Raw genomic sequence first — 14,094 nt, forward strand, 5'->3', positions numbered from 1 at the left:
CGGAGCGAGGGGTCGTCAACTGCCGCTCCGAGCGCCCCAGTTGCCTCCCGGGAGCCTCTGGCCGATCTCCCCCGATGTTGTTATCTTCATCGAAACCGCAGGGTTTGAAGTTCAAACCCGCAGCGTCGAGGGGGAGCGCCATGCCGACGGACACCGACACGGCACCGGATCCGGTCACGGGCACCACCGGCGTCACGGGCGTCACGGCCGGGGAAACCGCCGACGCCCGTCTGGCGGCGACCCTGGACGGCGCCTTCAGCAGCCGGTACGCCGAGGTCAACGGGGTCGGGCTGCACTACGTGACGGGCGGCGAGGGCACCCCGCTGGTCCTGCTGCCCGGCTGGCCCGAGACGTGGTGGGAGTACCGCAAGGTCATGCCCGCCCTGGCCGAGCGCCATCAGGTCATCGCCGTCGACATCCGGGGCATGGGCGGCTCGGAGAAACCGCGGTCCGGCTTCACGAAGAAGAACATGGCCCGGGACGTCCACGAGCTGGCCCGCCACCTCGGCCACGAGCGGATCAACATCGCCGGGCACGGCATCGGCGCCATGGTCGCCTTCGCCCACGCCGCCAACCACCCGGCGGCCACGGCGAAGGTGGCGATCCTCAACACCACCCATATCGACGACAGTTACTACGACTTCCCCATGGTCCCCCGCCCCGGTGACCAGGGCCCCCACCGCTGGTGGCTCGCCTTCCAGCAGGTCCAGGACCTCCCGGAACAGCTGCTCGCCGACGGCCGCTACCGCCACCTCGTCGACTACATGTTCAACCTGAGCCTGCTGAACCCGGACGCGATCACCCCGCGCGACCGCGACATCTACGCCCGCGCCTACTCCGCCCCGGACGCGATCCGCGCCAGCCAGGGCTGGTTCCAGGCCTACCGCGAGGACATCGCGGACTTCAACGCCTACCCCAAGGTGACCGCCCCGATGCTGGGCCTGGCCTACGGCGCCTTCTACGACTACATGCGCCGCGCCCTCCCCACCCAGGGCACGGACGTCGAGGTCAAGGAGATCAAGAACACCCGCAACTACCTGGTGGAGGAACAACCGGAAGCGGTGACGGAGGCCCTGCTGGACTTCTTCGGGTGACGCCCAGGGGCGGGCGTACTGCCCGGGATCTCGTGGCCGGGGCCCGGCCGAGTCGCTACGGTGGAGCCATGACCGCCCTGCCTGACTGGATGCATCCGCCTCGGCCCGAGGGCTGGGTCGCGGACGATCTGGACCGACTCCCGCATGCGCCACGGCACACCGAGCTGATCGACGGAGCCCTTGTATTCATGATGTCGCCGCAGCGCTGGTGGCACGGAGAGATCGTCGACGACCTCACGTTCGCCCTCAAAAAACAGGCCCCCGCAGGTATCAAGGTCGGCCGGGAGATGACCATCCGTCTCGACGAGCGCAACCGCCCCGAACCCGATGTTCTGGTGACCACAGCTCCCTTCGCCCCCGACCGCACCTGGTTCGCGCCGGAGGAGGTGCAGCTGGTGGTGGAGGTGGTCTCACCTGAGTCCGCGCACCGCGACAGGACAGTGAAGCTTCACAAGTACGCCAAAGCGGGGATTCCGAATTACTGGTGCATCGAGGAGGAAAGCGGCGCACCGGTCGTCCACGTCTACGAGCTGGACGGGCCGACCGGCCGCTACGCCCCGGCCGGGATCTTCCGGAGCGTCCTGAAGCGTCCCGTGCCGTTCGACATCGAGCTCGACCTGGACGCGCTCGTTCCCGGCAAGTGAACGGCCGCCCTGGGCGGTGACGACCGGAAGGGCCGGCTCACCGCCCCTTTCGCCTGTGCCGGCAGCGAGTCCTGCCCCGCTTGCCGTCGGTCGGCGTGCCCCGGTCGCGGTGGGAGGTGATGCTGAAAGCGGACTTGATCGTTCCGCTGAGGATCACCGGAGGACCCATGACACGGAGAACCCCCGTCCGGACAGCCGTCGTCGCCGCCGCGGTTCTGCTCGCAGGCGCGGGTCCGGCCCACGCCTCCGGGAGTACGTCCCCTGACACACGTACGGCGCACCACGCGGTTGCCGCGAAGCCCGCCCCGAGGCGGATCGCCGCCCTGTTCGACCGGTGGAACGCGGCGCTGGCCACACGGAACGCCCGCACCGTCGCGGCTCTCTACGCCCCCGACGCCGTCCTGCTGCCGACCCAGTCGTCGGAGATCCGCACCACTCACGACAGGATCGTCGACTACTTCGAGCACTTCCTCCAGCAGAAGCCCCGGGGCAGGATCCAGGAGCGGCACATCACCGTTCTCGGACCCAGGTCGGCGATCGACACCGGCCTGTACGAGTTCACCCTGACGGACAAGAACGGCAAGGCCGGCAGGACCGACGCGCGCTACACGTTCGTCTACGAACTGCGCGGCGGGCACTGGCTGATCGTCAACCACCACTCCTCGGTGGTGCCGTAGGACCACCGCTCCGCCGCAACGCGAAGAGGGCCGAGCTCACCGGAGCTCGGCCCTCTTCGCACAGCCGGGGGCACACGTTGAAATATCTATTACGGAACTCCCACCTGCGGAAACGCGGATCTGGAGGGCGTCATCCCAGCACGGGAGGACTATCTCGGCACCATGCAGCCCAGGCGTCACAGTGAGGGCGTTGCCAACGACGAAGCGGCCCGACACAGGTGGGATTAGCCCGACTGAGCAGGCCGAAGGCACCTTCGGCCCATACGGTGGCGCTACGCGACATTCACCGGAAACCCTAGCCGCCACGATCCAACCAGCCAGCTCATCGACCTGCGCCGCGTCTGCCACGGCGAATGACCCACGTCCCCCGTGAGACCGCCAGGCCCCCACCCGGCGGAAGCGAGTCGGCCCAGAAGCACTATTGGAGAGAGATGCGAGCCCACCGGACCGGAATCATCGGCTCTGCAGGGAACACCGAGGTCAAGGCAGAATTCGAACGCCTGGGGCAGGGCCCTATCGAGGTACCTCAGGAGCACGACCTCGGGCTCGACCTCATCGTTCAGGTCAGAGACGAACGGGGGTTCGACGCCGGTTTGTTGTTCGGTGTCCAGGTCAAATCCGGATCAGCATCCGAAGGCACTGCGTACTTCGCTGCCCCGCAGCGTGACAGCGACGGAAGTACTTCGGGCTGGTGGTACCGGGCCGAGCACTCCCGGCACTTCGACAGCTGGATCCGCCACGACATCCCGGTGATTCTCGTCCTTCGCGACCTGGACGCCCGTACCTCGTACTGGGTCGAAATCGATCCGGCGTCGGTGCGCAACACAGGCAAGGGGCACAAGATCTTTGTCCCAGCAGCCCAGAGCATCAGCCGGTCCGCACTGCCAAGGCTCTTCGAAGTCGCCACGAGCAAACGCAGGGGACAGTCCTGGGAGGGTTCCGCATGGTCCAGGAAGTCCCTCCGGATTGCCCCGGCCGATCGTCTGCGCCATGCGCTGCTTGCACCTCGACTCATCGCCCCGCACCGAAACGCGGGATTCGGCTCACCCGTCGACCCCGCCGAAGCGGTCGCCCTACTGATTCAGCACCGGATCTCCGATCTGCACCACTTCGCCGAAACCCACGTCACCGTACCGACATTGAACGACGCTTCATCCCACAAGGACTGGCACTGGAGGTTCGTGGCGGCCTTTTCCATGCTGATCAGCGAGGACAGTCCAGAGGCACTGGTTCAGCTCATCTCGGACGCTCCCCATGAGGCAGCCCGAGTGGCCGCTACAGTCACGGCATCGTACGGCCTGCTGAGCGCAGATCGGCACACCGACGCCGTCGAGCTCCTGAACTCGGAGATCAGTCGCGACCAGGCCGAACCGGCGGACCACGCATGGCTCTTGGTGCACCGGGCCTGGGCCCGCTCCGAACTCGGGGACCCAACGGGGGCTGCCGAAGACGCCGCCCTGGCCCGCATCACCGTGCTTCTCGCCCCCACGGACCCAACGATCTCCGCCCTTGCCTCGGCAGCAGCCGAATCCATCTTCCGGGCCGCTCCCCTGGGTTCAAAACGTCTTGAGGAGTTCATCACCAGCAGCGACACCGCCGCCTCCTGGTGGCGGTCCCAGAACCTTGCAGGCGCCTACGAAGGGACGGTGAATCAGGACTTCACCGATTGGGCGCAGCAAGGAACCGTCCGGCTGTTCAACGCGCATCCTGCTTACAGCCGGCTCGCCACCGCCATACACATCGCTGCAGCGTCAGCGCACGTCGGCACATGGCGTGCCTATATGTCACTGAAAGGACGTCAATTGCTTCTGGACGCAACGCGGCAGCTCGACTTTGACTCGCCCAACGAGTCGATCCGTCACGGCCTCAAGTTGCTCCAGCAGAGCGGTGACACGTCCTCACTGGTAGAAGCCGTGCGCAGGCTACGCCGACTTGGTCCGCTCAGCCCATTGACCGAACACGTCAGAAGCATGCCGACGATGCCCGGTCACACCCGGAGCTACACGGCATTGTGGGAGCTGTGGCGCACCACCGGTGATCTTCTGTCCGAACCCGAGGCGACCGCAGCAGCCAGTCATTGCCTCGGAGTCCTCACCGGCGAAACGCCTGTTCCGGAAGATGTCGCGAAGCACAGCCTGGTTCCGTACTTTGCCGCTCGCGCACTCCGAGGGCTCTTGGAGGCGGCCTCGCTCGATATCCACGCCCAGGCCAGGAACTTCATCCTCGAACACGGTCCCTGGGAAGGCAGCAGTATCGAGAACCCCCTGACAAGCATTGTGGGCGCTCTATCGGACGAGAGCCTGACCGATCCACAGGACCGGTCCCGCTGGCTGGAACGCGCACTGACATGGACGGCCAATTCTCCGGACGAGGTCGCTCTGGCCATGCTCGGCCGTCTGACAGACGACACTCGCGCTGTCACTGCCTTGACCGAGCTGGCGGAAACGGGGAACGCGTCAGCGCTCGCTGCCCTCGGCAGGGTCGCGGAGCTCTCCGGCGAAACCGTGAACCGTGTCGTCTCACATCTCTCATCCGGAGTCCGCTCCCTGGTGGCTCAACTGGATTCCGGCACATGGCCCATGTTGTCCCGGGACGTCGGATATAACCTGGCCGTATTGAGCATCAACCACCCGATGTCTGGGGATTGGCAGGTCCTGGCCGATCTGCTCGCTCACCCTCGAGCCACCGGCGATCATGTCCATGGGGCGTGTGCCGTGCTCGCGCGCGGTATCGTAAGTATTCCGCAACATGCCAGAGATCTACTCGTTCCTTCTGTTCAGCGGCTTCGTGAGCGCGTCGACAGCGACGTCGCACCGTACGCACCACCTGGATTCACACCGGTCGGTAGCCCGGTGTCATGGCTGGCTGCAGCACTCGGCCTCCTACCACCCGAGGAGTTCGACTCACGACTGGTAAGGCTCCTGTCAGGTGGGCACAACGAACGCGCAGAGGCCGTTGCCCAGTTGCACGGACGCCAGGAAGGGCAGGGCGCCGCCGTCCTCTCCGTCTTGCTCGCCGATGGACACCACACGGTGCGGTCGGCTGCAGCCTGGGAGATCGCCTTCCGCGCGAGCGACGACGTGCCAGATGAATTCGCGCTCGCAACCATACCTGTTGCAGTCGCCCACGACAGTGTGATCGTCCCCCTTGCCATGGCCCAGGCACTACAGGGGCGTCGAGCTGTTCACCCTGCTGTCAAGGCCGCAACGGAGCGTCTGCGGAAGCATTCGAGCGCCAGGGTTCGCAGTGTCGCGGGATCGATTGACCTCTGATCTTGTAAGGCGAATCAGATGGCATAAGCCTTGCTTATTCCAAAACCACCAGAAGCCGAGCAAGAGAAGTGGCCGAACCCGGAGCACCACTATCCAGCAACTGGTCAAGGGCGCCGAGCTGACCGAGGGCATGCAAATCGGCCCATGGAACACCACACCGTGCCTGATGCTGTCCACCGAACTCATGGGACAGGGCGGCATCGTGGTCAACGTCCTGGAGTCACCGGGCGAAGCCCTGCTTCCCCTCCGCTTACCGGGTTCTCCTGGAAGCGCCGACAAAGAGATCAGGGACAAACCCGATATCCCCTATCCCAACACCATCCGCATACCGGCCCGCGAGGGCAGGCGGACGCGCAATGTCGACGGTTTCCAGGTGGGTGCGGACGACCTCGGCTGGTTCGGTCAACTCCTGGCCCGCACCGGGGCGGCCGGTCTGGCCGCTTTCTCAGGCGGAGGGCAGAGCACCGCGCGGTACCTCACCGCACGCCAAGGACGAGAGCACTACGAGGTGCCCGCCTTCTCCGCCACGTCCAGCGTCGATGACGCAGAAATCGAATTCGGCGACGTGAAGTTCGTCGGCACGGATCACGTCTTCCGCATGGGGTCCGTACGCGTCGAAGCGTTCTCCGGCATGACCGAGGACCTATACGGGCTGCTCAAGCAAGGGCATGTGGAGGACTACCGGAGAATGGCCTACGAACTCCGCTCGGCATGGAACGGAAACCGCGAAGCCAGCAGGTGGAGCGGGCCCATTTCCTTCCATGCCGACGGTACCGTCATGGCCTTGAGTATTCTGCCCATCCGCAGAAGACGTATGCCCTGAATCTTGCGCTGCCGGACACCGCCCGCCCAGTGCAAGGCAGCCTACGCTCCGGTTCTCTGTTGGCTTCGAGCCGTTCGAGCAGCCCGCGCTTCGGATCCGGGGCCTCCACAAAATAGATCCGGCTCCGTACACCCCTCCCCCCCCCGGCGAAGCTGAATGTGAACGGCTCGGAACACAGAAATCTGGTCACTCCGTTCCAGGGCAAGTGATCTACAGCCGTGCGAATCCGCACCAAAGGGCTCGCTCCGACAGGCGAGCCCTTTAGCTTCGCCCCGAGGCGCAGGCCGAGCTTCGCAAGATCCCCCGTGGCATGGCGCTGCGCATCCTGACCAAACTGACCGAGCTGGAGAGCAACCCCTCGGTTTCAACACCACGGCGCTCGTATCGCAGCCAGAACGCCGTCGCCTGCGAGTCGGCGGCTACCGCGTCGTCTACACAATCGACAACGGAGAGCTCGTGGTGTGGGTCGTGCACCTCGGGCACCACTCCACTGTGCATTAAATCTGACGCCAGCTGATCCGGCATCAGATTTATCCAGCACGGCGACGGCGAAGGGGTCGGCTCCCGGAGAAACCGACCCCTTCTGACTCGCGCGCTTGCAATATCAGCTCGCACGCAGTGACGAATCGATCACACGTTGAAGCGGAACTCCACCACGTCCCCGTCCGCCATCACATAGTCCTTGCCCTCCATGCGGGCCTTGCCTGCCGCGCGGGCCTCGGTCACCGAGCCGGTGGCCATGAGGTCCTCGAAGGAGATGACCTCGGCCTTGATGAAGCCCTTCTGGAAGTCGGTGTGGATGACACCGGCCGCCTCGGGGGCCGTGGCGCCCTTCTTGATGGTCCAGGCGCGGGTCTCCTTGGGGCCTGCCGTGAGGTAGGTCTGGAGGCCCAGGGTGTCGAAGCCGACGCGGCCGAGGGTGGCGAGGCCGGGCTCGTCCTGGCCCATGGACTGGAGGAGCTCCAGCGCCTCGTCGTCGTCGAGCTCGATCAGCTCGGACTCGATCTTGGCGTTGAGGAAGATCGCCTCGGCGGGCGCCACCAGGGCGCGCTGCTCGTTCTTGAAGTCCTCGTCGACCAGCTCGTCCTCGTCGACGTTGAAGACGTAGAGGAACGGCTTGGTGGTGAGCAGGTGCAGCTCGTGCAGGAGGTCGCCCTGCTCGGTGCCCTTGGTGATGCCGGCGGAGAAGAGCGTCTGGCCGGACTCCAGGATCTTCTGGGCGGCCTCGACGGCGGCGAGGACGGCCACCTTCTCCTTCTGGAGGCGGGACTCCTTCGTCAGGCGCGGGACCGCCTTCTCGACCGACTGGAGGTCCGCGAGGATCAGCTCGGTGTTGATGGTCTCGATGTCGTCCTTGGGCGAGACCTTGCCGTCGACGTGGACGACGTTCTCGTCCTTGAAGGCGCGGATGACCTGGCAGATCGCGTCGGACTCGCGGATGTTCGCGAGGAACTTGTTGCCCAGGCCCTCACCCTCGGAGGCGCCGCGCACGATGCCCGCGATGTCGACGAAGTCGACCGTGGCGGGGAGGATCTTCTGCGAGCCGAAGATCTCGGCGAGCTTGTTCAGCCGGGGGTCCGGGACGCCGACGACACCCACGTTGGGCTCGATGGTGGCGAACGGGTAGTTGGCCGCCAGCACGTCGTTCTTGGTCAGGGCGTTGAACAGGGTCGACTTGCCGACATTCGGCAGACCGACGATTCCGATCGTGAGCGACACGTGGCGACTTCCCGTAGCGAGATTCCCGGGTCGGTTCCGGCAGCGGGTCGGCCGCCGCCTTCCCCGGGAAGGGTGTAAAGGGTCCGCGGCCCACGGCGGGGCCGGTGAACCAGTCTACGGGTCCGTGCCGCACCGCGGCCCCGGAAGGACTATCAGTCGAACGCGCGGCCAAGGTGGCCCAAACCGCGTGTCCAACGTCGGATTCCTCCCGCTTCTCGACCTAGTTTGGTCGGGTGGAGCAACCCAGCACCCGTGCGCCCCAGCCCAAGGTCCGCCGCACGCCCCCCGTGCCCAGGCCCTCCTCCCCCGTGGGACACCCCGTGGGACAGAGCGAGAAGGCGACGGTCTACCGCGCGCGCTCCGGGCGCGCCTCTCCCCCGCTGCGGGTGCCCGGCCCCCGGCTGACCGGCTTCGGCTGCGGGCTGCTGACCACGCTGGCCATGCTGGCCGTCGGCGCCCTGGACTCCGTGGCGGGCCGCTCGCCCGGCGTCTACGGCGTCTTCTTCCTGGTGGCGGGCTCGGCCTGCGCGCTGTGGGTGAGGCCGGCCGACCTGGTGACCGCGCCGGTGACCGCGCCCATCGCCTTCGCGGTCGGCGCGGTGCCGCTCGCCGAGGGCCCGGACAGCTTCGCCGGGCAGGCCATGGGCCTGGTCACCGTGCTGTCCCTGCACGCCGGGTGGCTCTACGCGGGCACCGCCCTGACCGCGCTGATCGCGTTCACCCGCCGGATGCTGCTGATGAGGCAGCAGCGGCGGGACCGGGCCAGGCCGCGCCGGCGGCCATCGCGGCCCCTACGATCCCCGCGTTGTTCTGCAGCTGAGCGGGCAAAATCTCCGCGCTGACGCCCTCGATCAGCGGGAGGAACTTCTCCGCCTTGCGGCTGACGCCGCCGCCGATGACGAAGAGCTCGGGAGTGAAGAGCTTCTCCACATGGGCGAGATAGCGCTGCACCCGGCGCGCCCAGCGCTGCCAGCTCAGGTCTTCTTCGTCCTTGGCGCGGGTCGAGGCCCGCGTCTCGGCGTCGTGGCCGTTCAGCTCCAGATGGCCCAGCTCGGTGTTGGGGACGAGCTTGCCGCCGGTGAAGACGGCGCTGCCGATGCCGGTGCCGAAGGTGAGCACGACGACCGTGCCCCGGCGGCCGCGCGCGGCGCCGTAGTGCAGCTCGGCGAGGCCCGCGGCGTCCGCGTCGTTCAGCACGGTCACGGGCGAGTCGAGCCGCTCGCCGAGCAGCCCGGCCGCGTCCACGCCCACCCAGTCCTTGGCGACATTGGCGGCCGTGCACGTCGTGCCGTCGACGACCACGCCCGGGAACGTCACCCCGACCGGCCGCCCGGACCAGCCGAAATTCGCCACGACCTCCCGGACGGTGTCCGCGACGGCGTCCGGGGTGGCCGGCTGCGGCGTGAGGATCTTGAAGCGCTCCTCGGTCAGCTCGCCCCGCTTCAGGTCGACCGGTGCGCCCTTGATGCCCGATCCGCCGATGTCCACGCCGAATACGTCCATGCCGACCACGCTAAGGGGTGGGACCGACACTCACCCCTCGAAGAACCCGGGCGGACCGCCCGGTTCAGGCCTTCCGCGCGCCGTCGCCCTCGGCCGACACGGCCTCGGCGGCCTCCGCCCGCAGGTCCCGGCGCAGCTCCTTCGGCAGCGAGAAGGTGATCGACTCCTGGGCGGCGGTGATCGTCTCGACGTCGTCGTAGCCGCGCGCCGCGAGCCACTCCAGGACGCCCTCGACGAGGATCTCCGGCACCGAGGCGCCCGAGGTGACGCCGACCGTGCCGACGCCCTCCAGCCATGCCTCGTCGATCTCGTCGGCGAAGTCGACCAGGTGGGCGGCGCGGGCGCCGGCGCCCAGGGCGACCTCGACCAGGCGGACGGAGTTGGAGGAGTTCTTCGAGCCGACGACGATCACCAGGTCGGCGTCGGCGCCCATCTGCTTGACGGCGATCTGCCGGTTCTGCGTGGCGTAGCAGATGTCGTCGCTCGGCGGGCTGATCAGCTGCGGGAAGCGGCCCTTGAGCGCGTCCACCGTCTCCATCGTCTCGTCGACGGACAGGGTGGTCTGGGAGAGCCAGACGACCTTGGACTCGTCGCGGACCGTCACGTTGCCGACATCGCCGGGGCCGTCGACCAGGGTGATGTGGTCGGGCGCCTCACCGCTGGTGCCGATGACCTCTTCGTGGCCCTCGTGGCCGATGAGGAGGATGTCGTAGTCGTCCTTGGCGAAGCGGACGGCTTCCTTGTGGACCTTGGTGACCAGGGGGCAGGTCGCGTCGATGGTGGCCAGCTTGCCGCGCGCGGCCTCCTCGTGGACGACGGGGGCGACACCGTGCGCGGAGAAGATGACGATGTTGCCCTCCGGCACCTCCTCCGTCTCCTCGACGAAGATCGCGCCCTTCTTCTCCAGCGTCTGGACCACGTACTTGTTGTGGACGATCTCGTGGCGCACGTAGACCGGCGCACCGTACTGTTCCAGGGCCTTCTCGACGGCGATCACGGCGCGGTCCACGCCCGCGCAGTAGCCACGGGGGGCGGCGAGCAGGACCTTGCGGGCGGCGGCAGCAGTCATGCCCTCCATCGTACGGGCCCGCCCCCCGAGGGCGTTCCGCCGACCGGCGTCGTGGCCGGAGCTGGTGCACGATGACGGGAGGTACGGACCGACGAGGGGCGACTCCATGGCCACACCACCCGGCGACGGCCGGAAGGACGCGCTGCGCCGCACGCTCTCCTTCCGGGACCTCGTGGTGTACGGCCTGCTCTTCATCGCCCCGATGGCGCCCGTCGGCATCTTCGGCACGCTCGACGCCAAGGCGCACGGTGCGGTCGCGCTGGTCTACGTGGCGGCGACCGTGGCGATGGCCTTCACCGCCGTCTCGTACGCGCAGATGGTGCGCGTCGCACCGCAGGCGGGCTCGGTCTATACCTACGCGCGCGTGGGGCTCGGCGAAGGGGCCGGGTTCGTCGCGGGCTGGATGGCGCTGCTCGACTACCTGCTGATCCCGGCGGTCGCCTACCTCTTCTCCGGGATCGCGATGCACGCGCTCGTGCCGTCCGTCCCGCAGTGGGTGTGGACCGCACTCGCGGTGGTCGTGACGACCGGGCTGAACCTGTGGGGCGTACGGGCCGCGGCGGCGGTCGGGTTCCTGGTGCTGGCCATGGAGATCGCCGTGCTGCTGGTCTTCGTCGCCTCGGCGGTCTTCGCGCTGTCGGAGCACGGCGCCCGGCGCGGGTGGCTGTCTCCGCTGACGGGGGACGGCGGCCTGTCGACGGGGGCGGTGTTCACGGCGGTGTCGGTGGCGGTCCTTTCGTATCTCGGGTTCGACGCGATCGCCGCGTTCGCGGAAGAGTCGGCCGGGGGCTCCGAGCGGGTTGCGCGGGCGGTGCTCACGTGTCTGGTGGTGGCGGGCGTGCTGTTCGTCCTCCAGACCTATCTGGCGGCGCTGCTCGCCCCCATGTCCCCCGCGGAGCTGGCGGCGCACCCGGCGGACCAGGGGTCGGCCTTCTACGACACGGTCGACTCGGCGACCGGTGCCTGGCTGCACGACCTGGTGGCCGCAAGCAAGGCGATCGGCGCCGCCTTCGCCGCGCTGGCCGGCCAGGCGGCGGCGGGCCGGCTGCTGTTCGCCATGGCCCGCGACAGGCGACTGCCCAACCTGCTGGCGAAGGTGGACCGCGGCTCCGGCGTCCCACGGCTCGCGCTGCTGGGCGCGGCGGCGGTGACCCTGGTGGCGGCGGTGTGGGCGGCCCGGCGCGACGACGGCCTGGACCGGCTGGTGTCGGTGGTCGACGTCGGGGCACTGGTCGCCTTCGCCCTGCTGCACCTGTCGGTGATCGGGTGGTTCGCCGTACGGAAACGGGGCGGGCCCGTGCGGGTGGTGCGGCATGTGGTGGTGCCGTTGCTGGGGCTGGCGGTGGTGGTCGCGGTGATCGTGAAGGCGGCGGGGGCGGCTCAGTCGGTCGGCGGAGTGTGGTGTGCGGTGGGGTTGGGCGTGCTGGGGGTGCAGACGTTGCGGCGGGCGCGGGTGGGGTGAGCGGGTCTTTTCCCCAACCCCGCCCCTTCCCGAACTGGGGCTCGTGCCCCAGACCCCCGGCCGCGGGTCCGTTGCCGCCTGCGGCGGGGGCGCCCTGCGGGCGCGTCCTCAAACGCCGGACGGGCTGGATTTGCGCACCCCGGGGGTCTGGGGGCACCTCCCAGCGGTAGCTGGGGGAGCAACGGGCCCGTACCCCCGCCGCTACCCTCAAGCGCATGGCCCTCAACACGTCGCCCGAAGCCCCGATCCCTGTAGGGCAGGTGTCCCGTCTCATCGGCGGGTGGATCGACCGGCTCGGCGCCGTATGGGTCGAGGGGCAGATCACCCAGCTGTCCCGCCGTCCGGGCGCGGGTGTCGTGTTCCTGACCCTGCGCGACCCGTCGCACGACATCTCGCTGTCCGTCACCTGCTACCGCGCCGTGTTCGACGAGGTCGCCGACATCGTCTCGGAGGGCGCGCGCGTCGTCGTGCACGCCAAGCCCGAGTGGTACGCGCCGCGCGGCTCGCTCTCGCTGCGCGCCGCCGCGATCAGGCCGGTCGGCGTCGGTGAGCTGCTGGCGCGGCTGGAGCAGCTGAAGAAGTCGCTCGCCGCGGAGGGCCTCTTCGCCGCCGAGCGCAAGCGGCCGCTGCCGTTCCTGCCGCAGCTGATCGGGCTGGTCTGCGGCCGCGCCTCCGCCGCGGAGCGCGACGTGCTGGAGAACGCCCGGCACCGCTGGCCCGCGGTCCGCTTCGAGGTGCGCAACGTCCCGGTGCAGGGCGTGCACGCCGTGCCGAGCGTGATCGAGGCGGTGGCGGAGCTGGACGCCGACCCGGACGTGGACGTGATCGTCGTGGCACGCGGCGGCGGCAGCGTGGAGGACCTGCTTCCGTTCTCGGACGAGCAGCTCGTACGGGCGGTGGCCGCATGCCGTACGCCCGTGGCGTCCGCGATCGGCCACGAACCGGACACCCCCCTGCTGGACCTGGTCGCCGACCTGCGCGCGTCCACGCCCACGGACGCGGCGAAGCGGATCGTGCCGGACGTGGGCGAGGAACTGCTCCGCGTACGGCAGCTGCGGGACCGCGCGCTGCGCTGCGTCACCGGGCACCTGGAGCGCGAGGAGCGCGGGCTGGCCTCCGTGCGGGCGCGCCCGAGCATGGAGCGGCCGCAGCGGATGGTGGACGAGCGGGCGGCCCAGATCGCGGCGTTCACGGAGCGCGGGCGGCGCGCCTTCGGCAACCGGCTGGACCGCGCGGACTCGGAGCTGACCCACACCCACGCGCGCGTGGTCGGCCTGTCCCCGGCGGCGACGCTGCGCCGTGGGTACGCGGTGCTCCAGCACGCGGACGGCTCGGTGGTGCGCGCCGCCGACGAGGTGGCGGCCGAGGAGGAACTGCGGGCGCGGGTCGCGGAGGGCGAGTTCACGGTGCGGGCCGTTGTCACACCCCCCGCTTAGGCTTGGCCGCATGGCGAAGACGGATGCGGCTGCCGATGCCGATGCCGATGGCGACGCGGGCGAGAGCGTGCTGGGGTACGAGCAGGCGCGGGACGAGCTGATCGAGGTCGTGCGGCGCTTGGAGGCCGGCGGCACGACGCTGGAGGAGTCGCTGGCGCTGTGGGAGCGGGGCGAGGAGCTCTCTCAGGTGTGCCGGCATTGGCTGGAGGGGGCGCGCGCCCGCCTTGACGCTGCGCTTGCGGCGGATGCCCCGACCACTGACGGCCCGCAGGACTGACGGCTCCCGCTGCGCCTGCGGCGGGCTTTCCCCCACCCCGCCCCTTCCCGAAACTGGGGCTCCGCCCCAGACCCCGAAGCACGCTTCGCGCGCTGTCCTCAAACGCCGGACGGGCTGG

At 68.8% G+C, this 14,094-nt stretch carries 11 protein-coding genes and 2 pseudogenes; 10 read left to right on the top strand and 3 right to left on the bottom strand.

The window, feature by feature from the left end; all coding sequences use genetic code 11:
• Nucleotides 1-140 precede the first annotated feature (140 nt).
• The 6 genes and pseudogenes from ABD269_RS31540 (at nucleotide 141) to ABD269_RS31565 (ending at nucleotide 7,011) form a co-directional block, all read left to right on the top strand.
• Nucleotides 141-1,094 (top strand): alpha/beta fold hydrolase, encoded by a 954-nt coding sequence (locus ABD269_RS31540; RefSeq protein WP_344123443.1) that lies wholly within the window; start codon nucleotides 141-143, stop codon nucleotides 1,092-1,094.
• Nucleotides 1,095-1,162: 68 nt separating this feature from the next.
• Nucleotides 1,163-1,738 carry a Uma2 family endonuclease gene (locus ABD269_RS31545; RefSeq protein WP_344123445.1) on the top strand — a complete coding sequence of 192 codons (576 nt, stop codon included), beginning with the start codon at nucleotides 1,163-1,165 and terminating at the stop codon, nucleotides 1,736-1,738.
• A 167-nt stretch (nucleotides 1,739-1,905) separates the two neighbouring features.
• A complete protein-coding gene (locus ABD269_RS31550; protein ID WP_344123447.1) occupies nucleotides 1,906-2,415 on the top strand; it encodes an SgcJ/EcaC family oxidoreductase in 510 nt (169 codons plus the stop codon).
• A 431-nt stretch (nucleotides 2,416-2,846) separates the two neighbouring features.
• Nucleotides 2,847-5,687 carry a DUF4365 domain-containing protein gene (locus tag ABD269_RS31555; RefSeq protein ID WP_344123449.1) on the top strand — a complete coding sequence of 947 codons (2,841 nt, stop codon included), beginning with the start codon at nucleotides 2,847-2,849 and terminating at the stop codon, nucleotides 5,685-5,687.
• Between the two features lie 166 nt (nucleotides 5,688-5,853).
• Entirely contained in the window at nucleotides 5,854-6,510 is a 657-nt protein-coding gene (locus ABD269_RS31560; RefSeq protein WP_344123451.1) for a hypothetical protein, read from the top strand.
• 298 nt (nucleotides 6,511-6,808) lie between these two features.
• Nucleotides 6,809-7,011: pseudogene (locus ABD269_RS31565) on the top strand (type II toxin-antitoxin system RelE family toxin).
• A gap of 129 nt (nucleotides 7,012-7,140) precedes the next feature.
• Here ABD269_RS31565 and ychF read toward each other — a convergent pair.
• Entirely contained in the window at nucleotides 7,141-8,229 is a 1,089-nt protein-coding gene (gene ychF / locus ABD269_RS31570) for a redox-regulated ATPase YchF (protein WP_344123453.1), read from the bottom strand.
• Nucleotides 8,230-8,669: 440 nt separating this feature from the next.
• Here ychF and ABD269_RS31575 point away from each other — a divergent pair.
• Nucleotides 8,670-8,912, top strand: a pseudogene (locus ABD269_RS31575) (DUF6542 domain-containing protein); the annotation flags it as partial.
• 34 nt (nucleotides 8,913-8,946) lie between these two features.
• On the opposite strand, the gene ppgK reads toward ABD269_RS31575, so the two are convergent.
• Together ppgK and ABD269_RS31585 are read right to left on the bottom strand one after the other, a co-directional pair.
• Complete coding sequence (gene ppgK, locus ABD269_RS31580) at nucleotides 8,947-9,732, bottom strand: polyphosphate--glucose phosphotransferase (protein ID WP_301892700.1); 786 nt, start codon at nucleotides 9,730-9,732, stop codon at nucleotides 8,947-8,949.
• 64 nt (nucleotides 9,733-9,796) lie between these two features.
• Nucleotides 9,797-10,810, bottom strand: a complete 1,014-nt coding sequence (locus ABD269_RS31585) for a 4-hydroxy-3-methylbut-2-enyl diphosphate reductase (protein WP_301894343.1) — start codon at nucleotides 10,808-10,810, stop codon at nucleotides 9,797-9,799.
• Between the two features lie 97 nt (nucleotides 10,811-10,907).
• On the opposite strand from ABD269_RS31585, the gene ABD269_RS31590 reads away from it, so the two are divergent.
• From ABD269_RS31590 to ABD269_RS31600, 3 genes are all read left to right on the top strand, one after another.
• Nucleotides 10,908-12,263, top strand: coding sequence for an APC family permease (locus ABD269_RS31590; protein ID WP_344123456.1), 1,356 nt, complete (start codon nucleotides 10,908-10,910; stop codon nucleotides 12,261-12,263).
• Between the two features lie 215 nt (nucleotides 12,264-12,478).
• Entirely contained in the window at nucleotides 12,479-13,699 is a 1,221-nt protein-coding gene (gene xseA, locus ABD269_RS31595; protein ID WP_344123458.1) for an exodeoxyribonuclease VII large subunit, read from the top strand.
• A gap of 10 nt (nucleotides 13,700-13,709) precedes the next feature.
• The gene (locus ABD269_RS31600; RefSeq protein WP_344123460.1) at nucleotides 13,710-13,976 is read left to right on the top strand and encodes an exodeoxyribonuclease VII small subunit; all 267 of its coding nucleotides are present in this window, start codon (nucleotides 13,710-13,712) and stop codon (nucleotides 13,974-13,976) included.
• Nucleotides 13,977-14,094: the final 118 nt, after the last annotated feature.

The organism is Streptomyces blastmyceticus, assembly GCF_039521185.1.
GTDB lineage: Bacteria > Actinomycetota > Actinomycetes > Streptomycetales > Streptomycetaceae > Streptomyces > Streptomyces blastmyceticus.

Coding starts and splice junctions, on each gene's coding strand:
- ABD269_RS31545 (WP_344123445.1), top strand. CDS start 1,163: ATGACCGCCCTGCCTGACTGGATGCATCCGCCTCGGCCCGAGGGCTGG.
- ABD269_RS31555 (WP_344123449.1), top strand. CDS start 2,847: ATGCGAGCCCACCGGACCGGAATCATCGGCTCTGCAGGGAACACCGAG.
- ABD269_RS31585 (WP_301894343.1), bottom strand. CDS start 10,810: ATGGAGGGCATGACTGCTGCCGCCGCCCGCAAGGTCCTGCTCGCCGCC.
- ABD269_RS31590 (WP_344123456.1), top strand. CDS start 10,908: ATGGCCACACCACCCGGCGACGGCCGGAAGGACGCGCTGCGCCGCACG.
- ABD269_RS31560 (WP_344123451.1), top strand. CDS start 5,854: ATGCTGTCCACCGAACTCATGGGACAGGGCGGCATCGTGGTCAACGTC.
- ABD269_RS31550 (WP_344123447.1), top strand. CDS start 1,906: ATGACACGGAGAACCCCCGTCCGGACAGCCGTCGTCGCCGCCGCGGTT.
- ppgK (WP_301892700.1), bottom strand. CDS start 9,732: ATGGACGTATTCGGCGTGGACATCGGCGGATCGGGCATCAAGGGCGCA.
- ABD269_RS31600 (WP_344123460.1), top strand. CDS start 13,710: ATGGCGAAGACGGATGCGGCTGCCGATGCCGATGCCGATGGCGACGCG.
- xseA (WP_344123458.1), top strand. CDS start 12,479: ATGGCCCTCAACACGTCGCCCGAAGCCCCGATCCCTGTAGGGCAGGTG.
- ABD269_RS31540 (WP_344123443.1), top strand. CDS start 141: ATGCCGACGGACACCGACACGGCACCGGATCCGGTCACGGGCACCACC.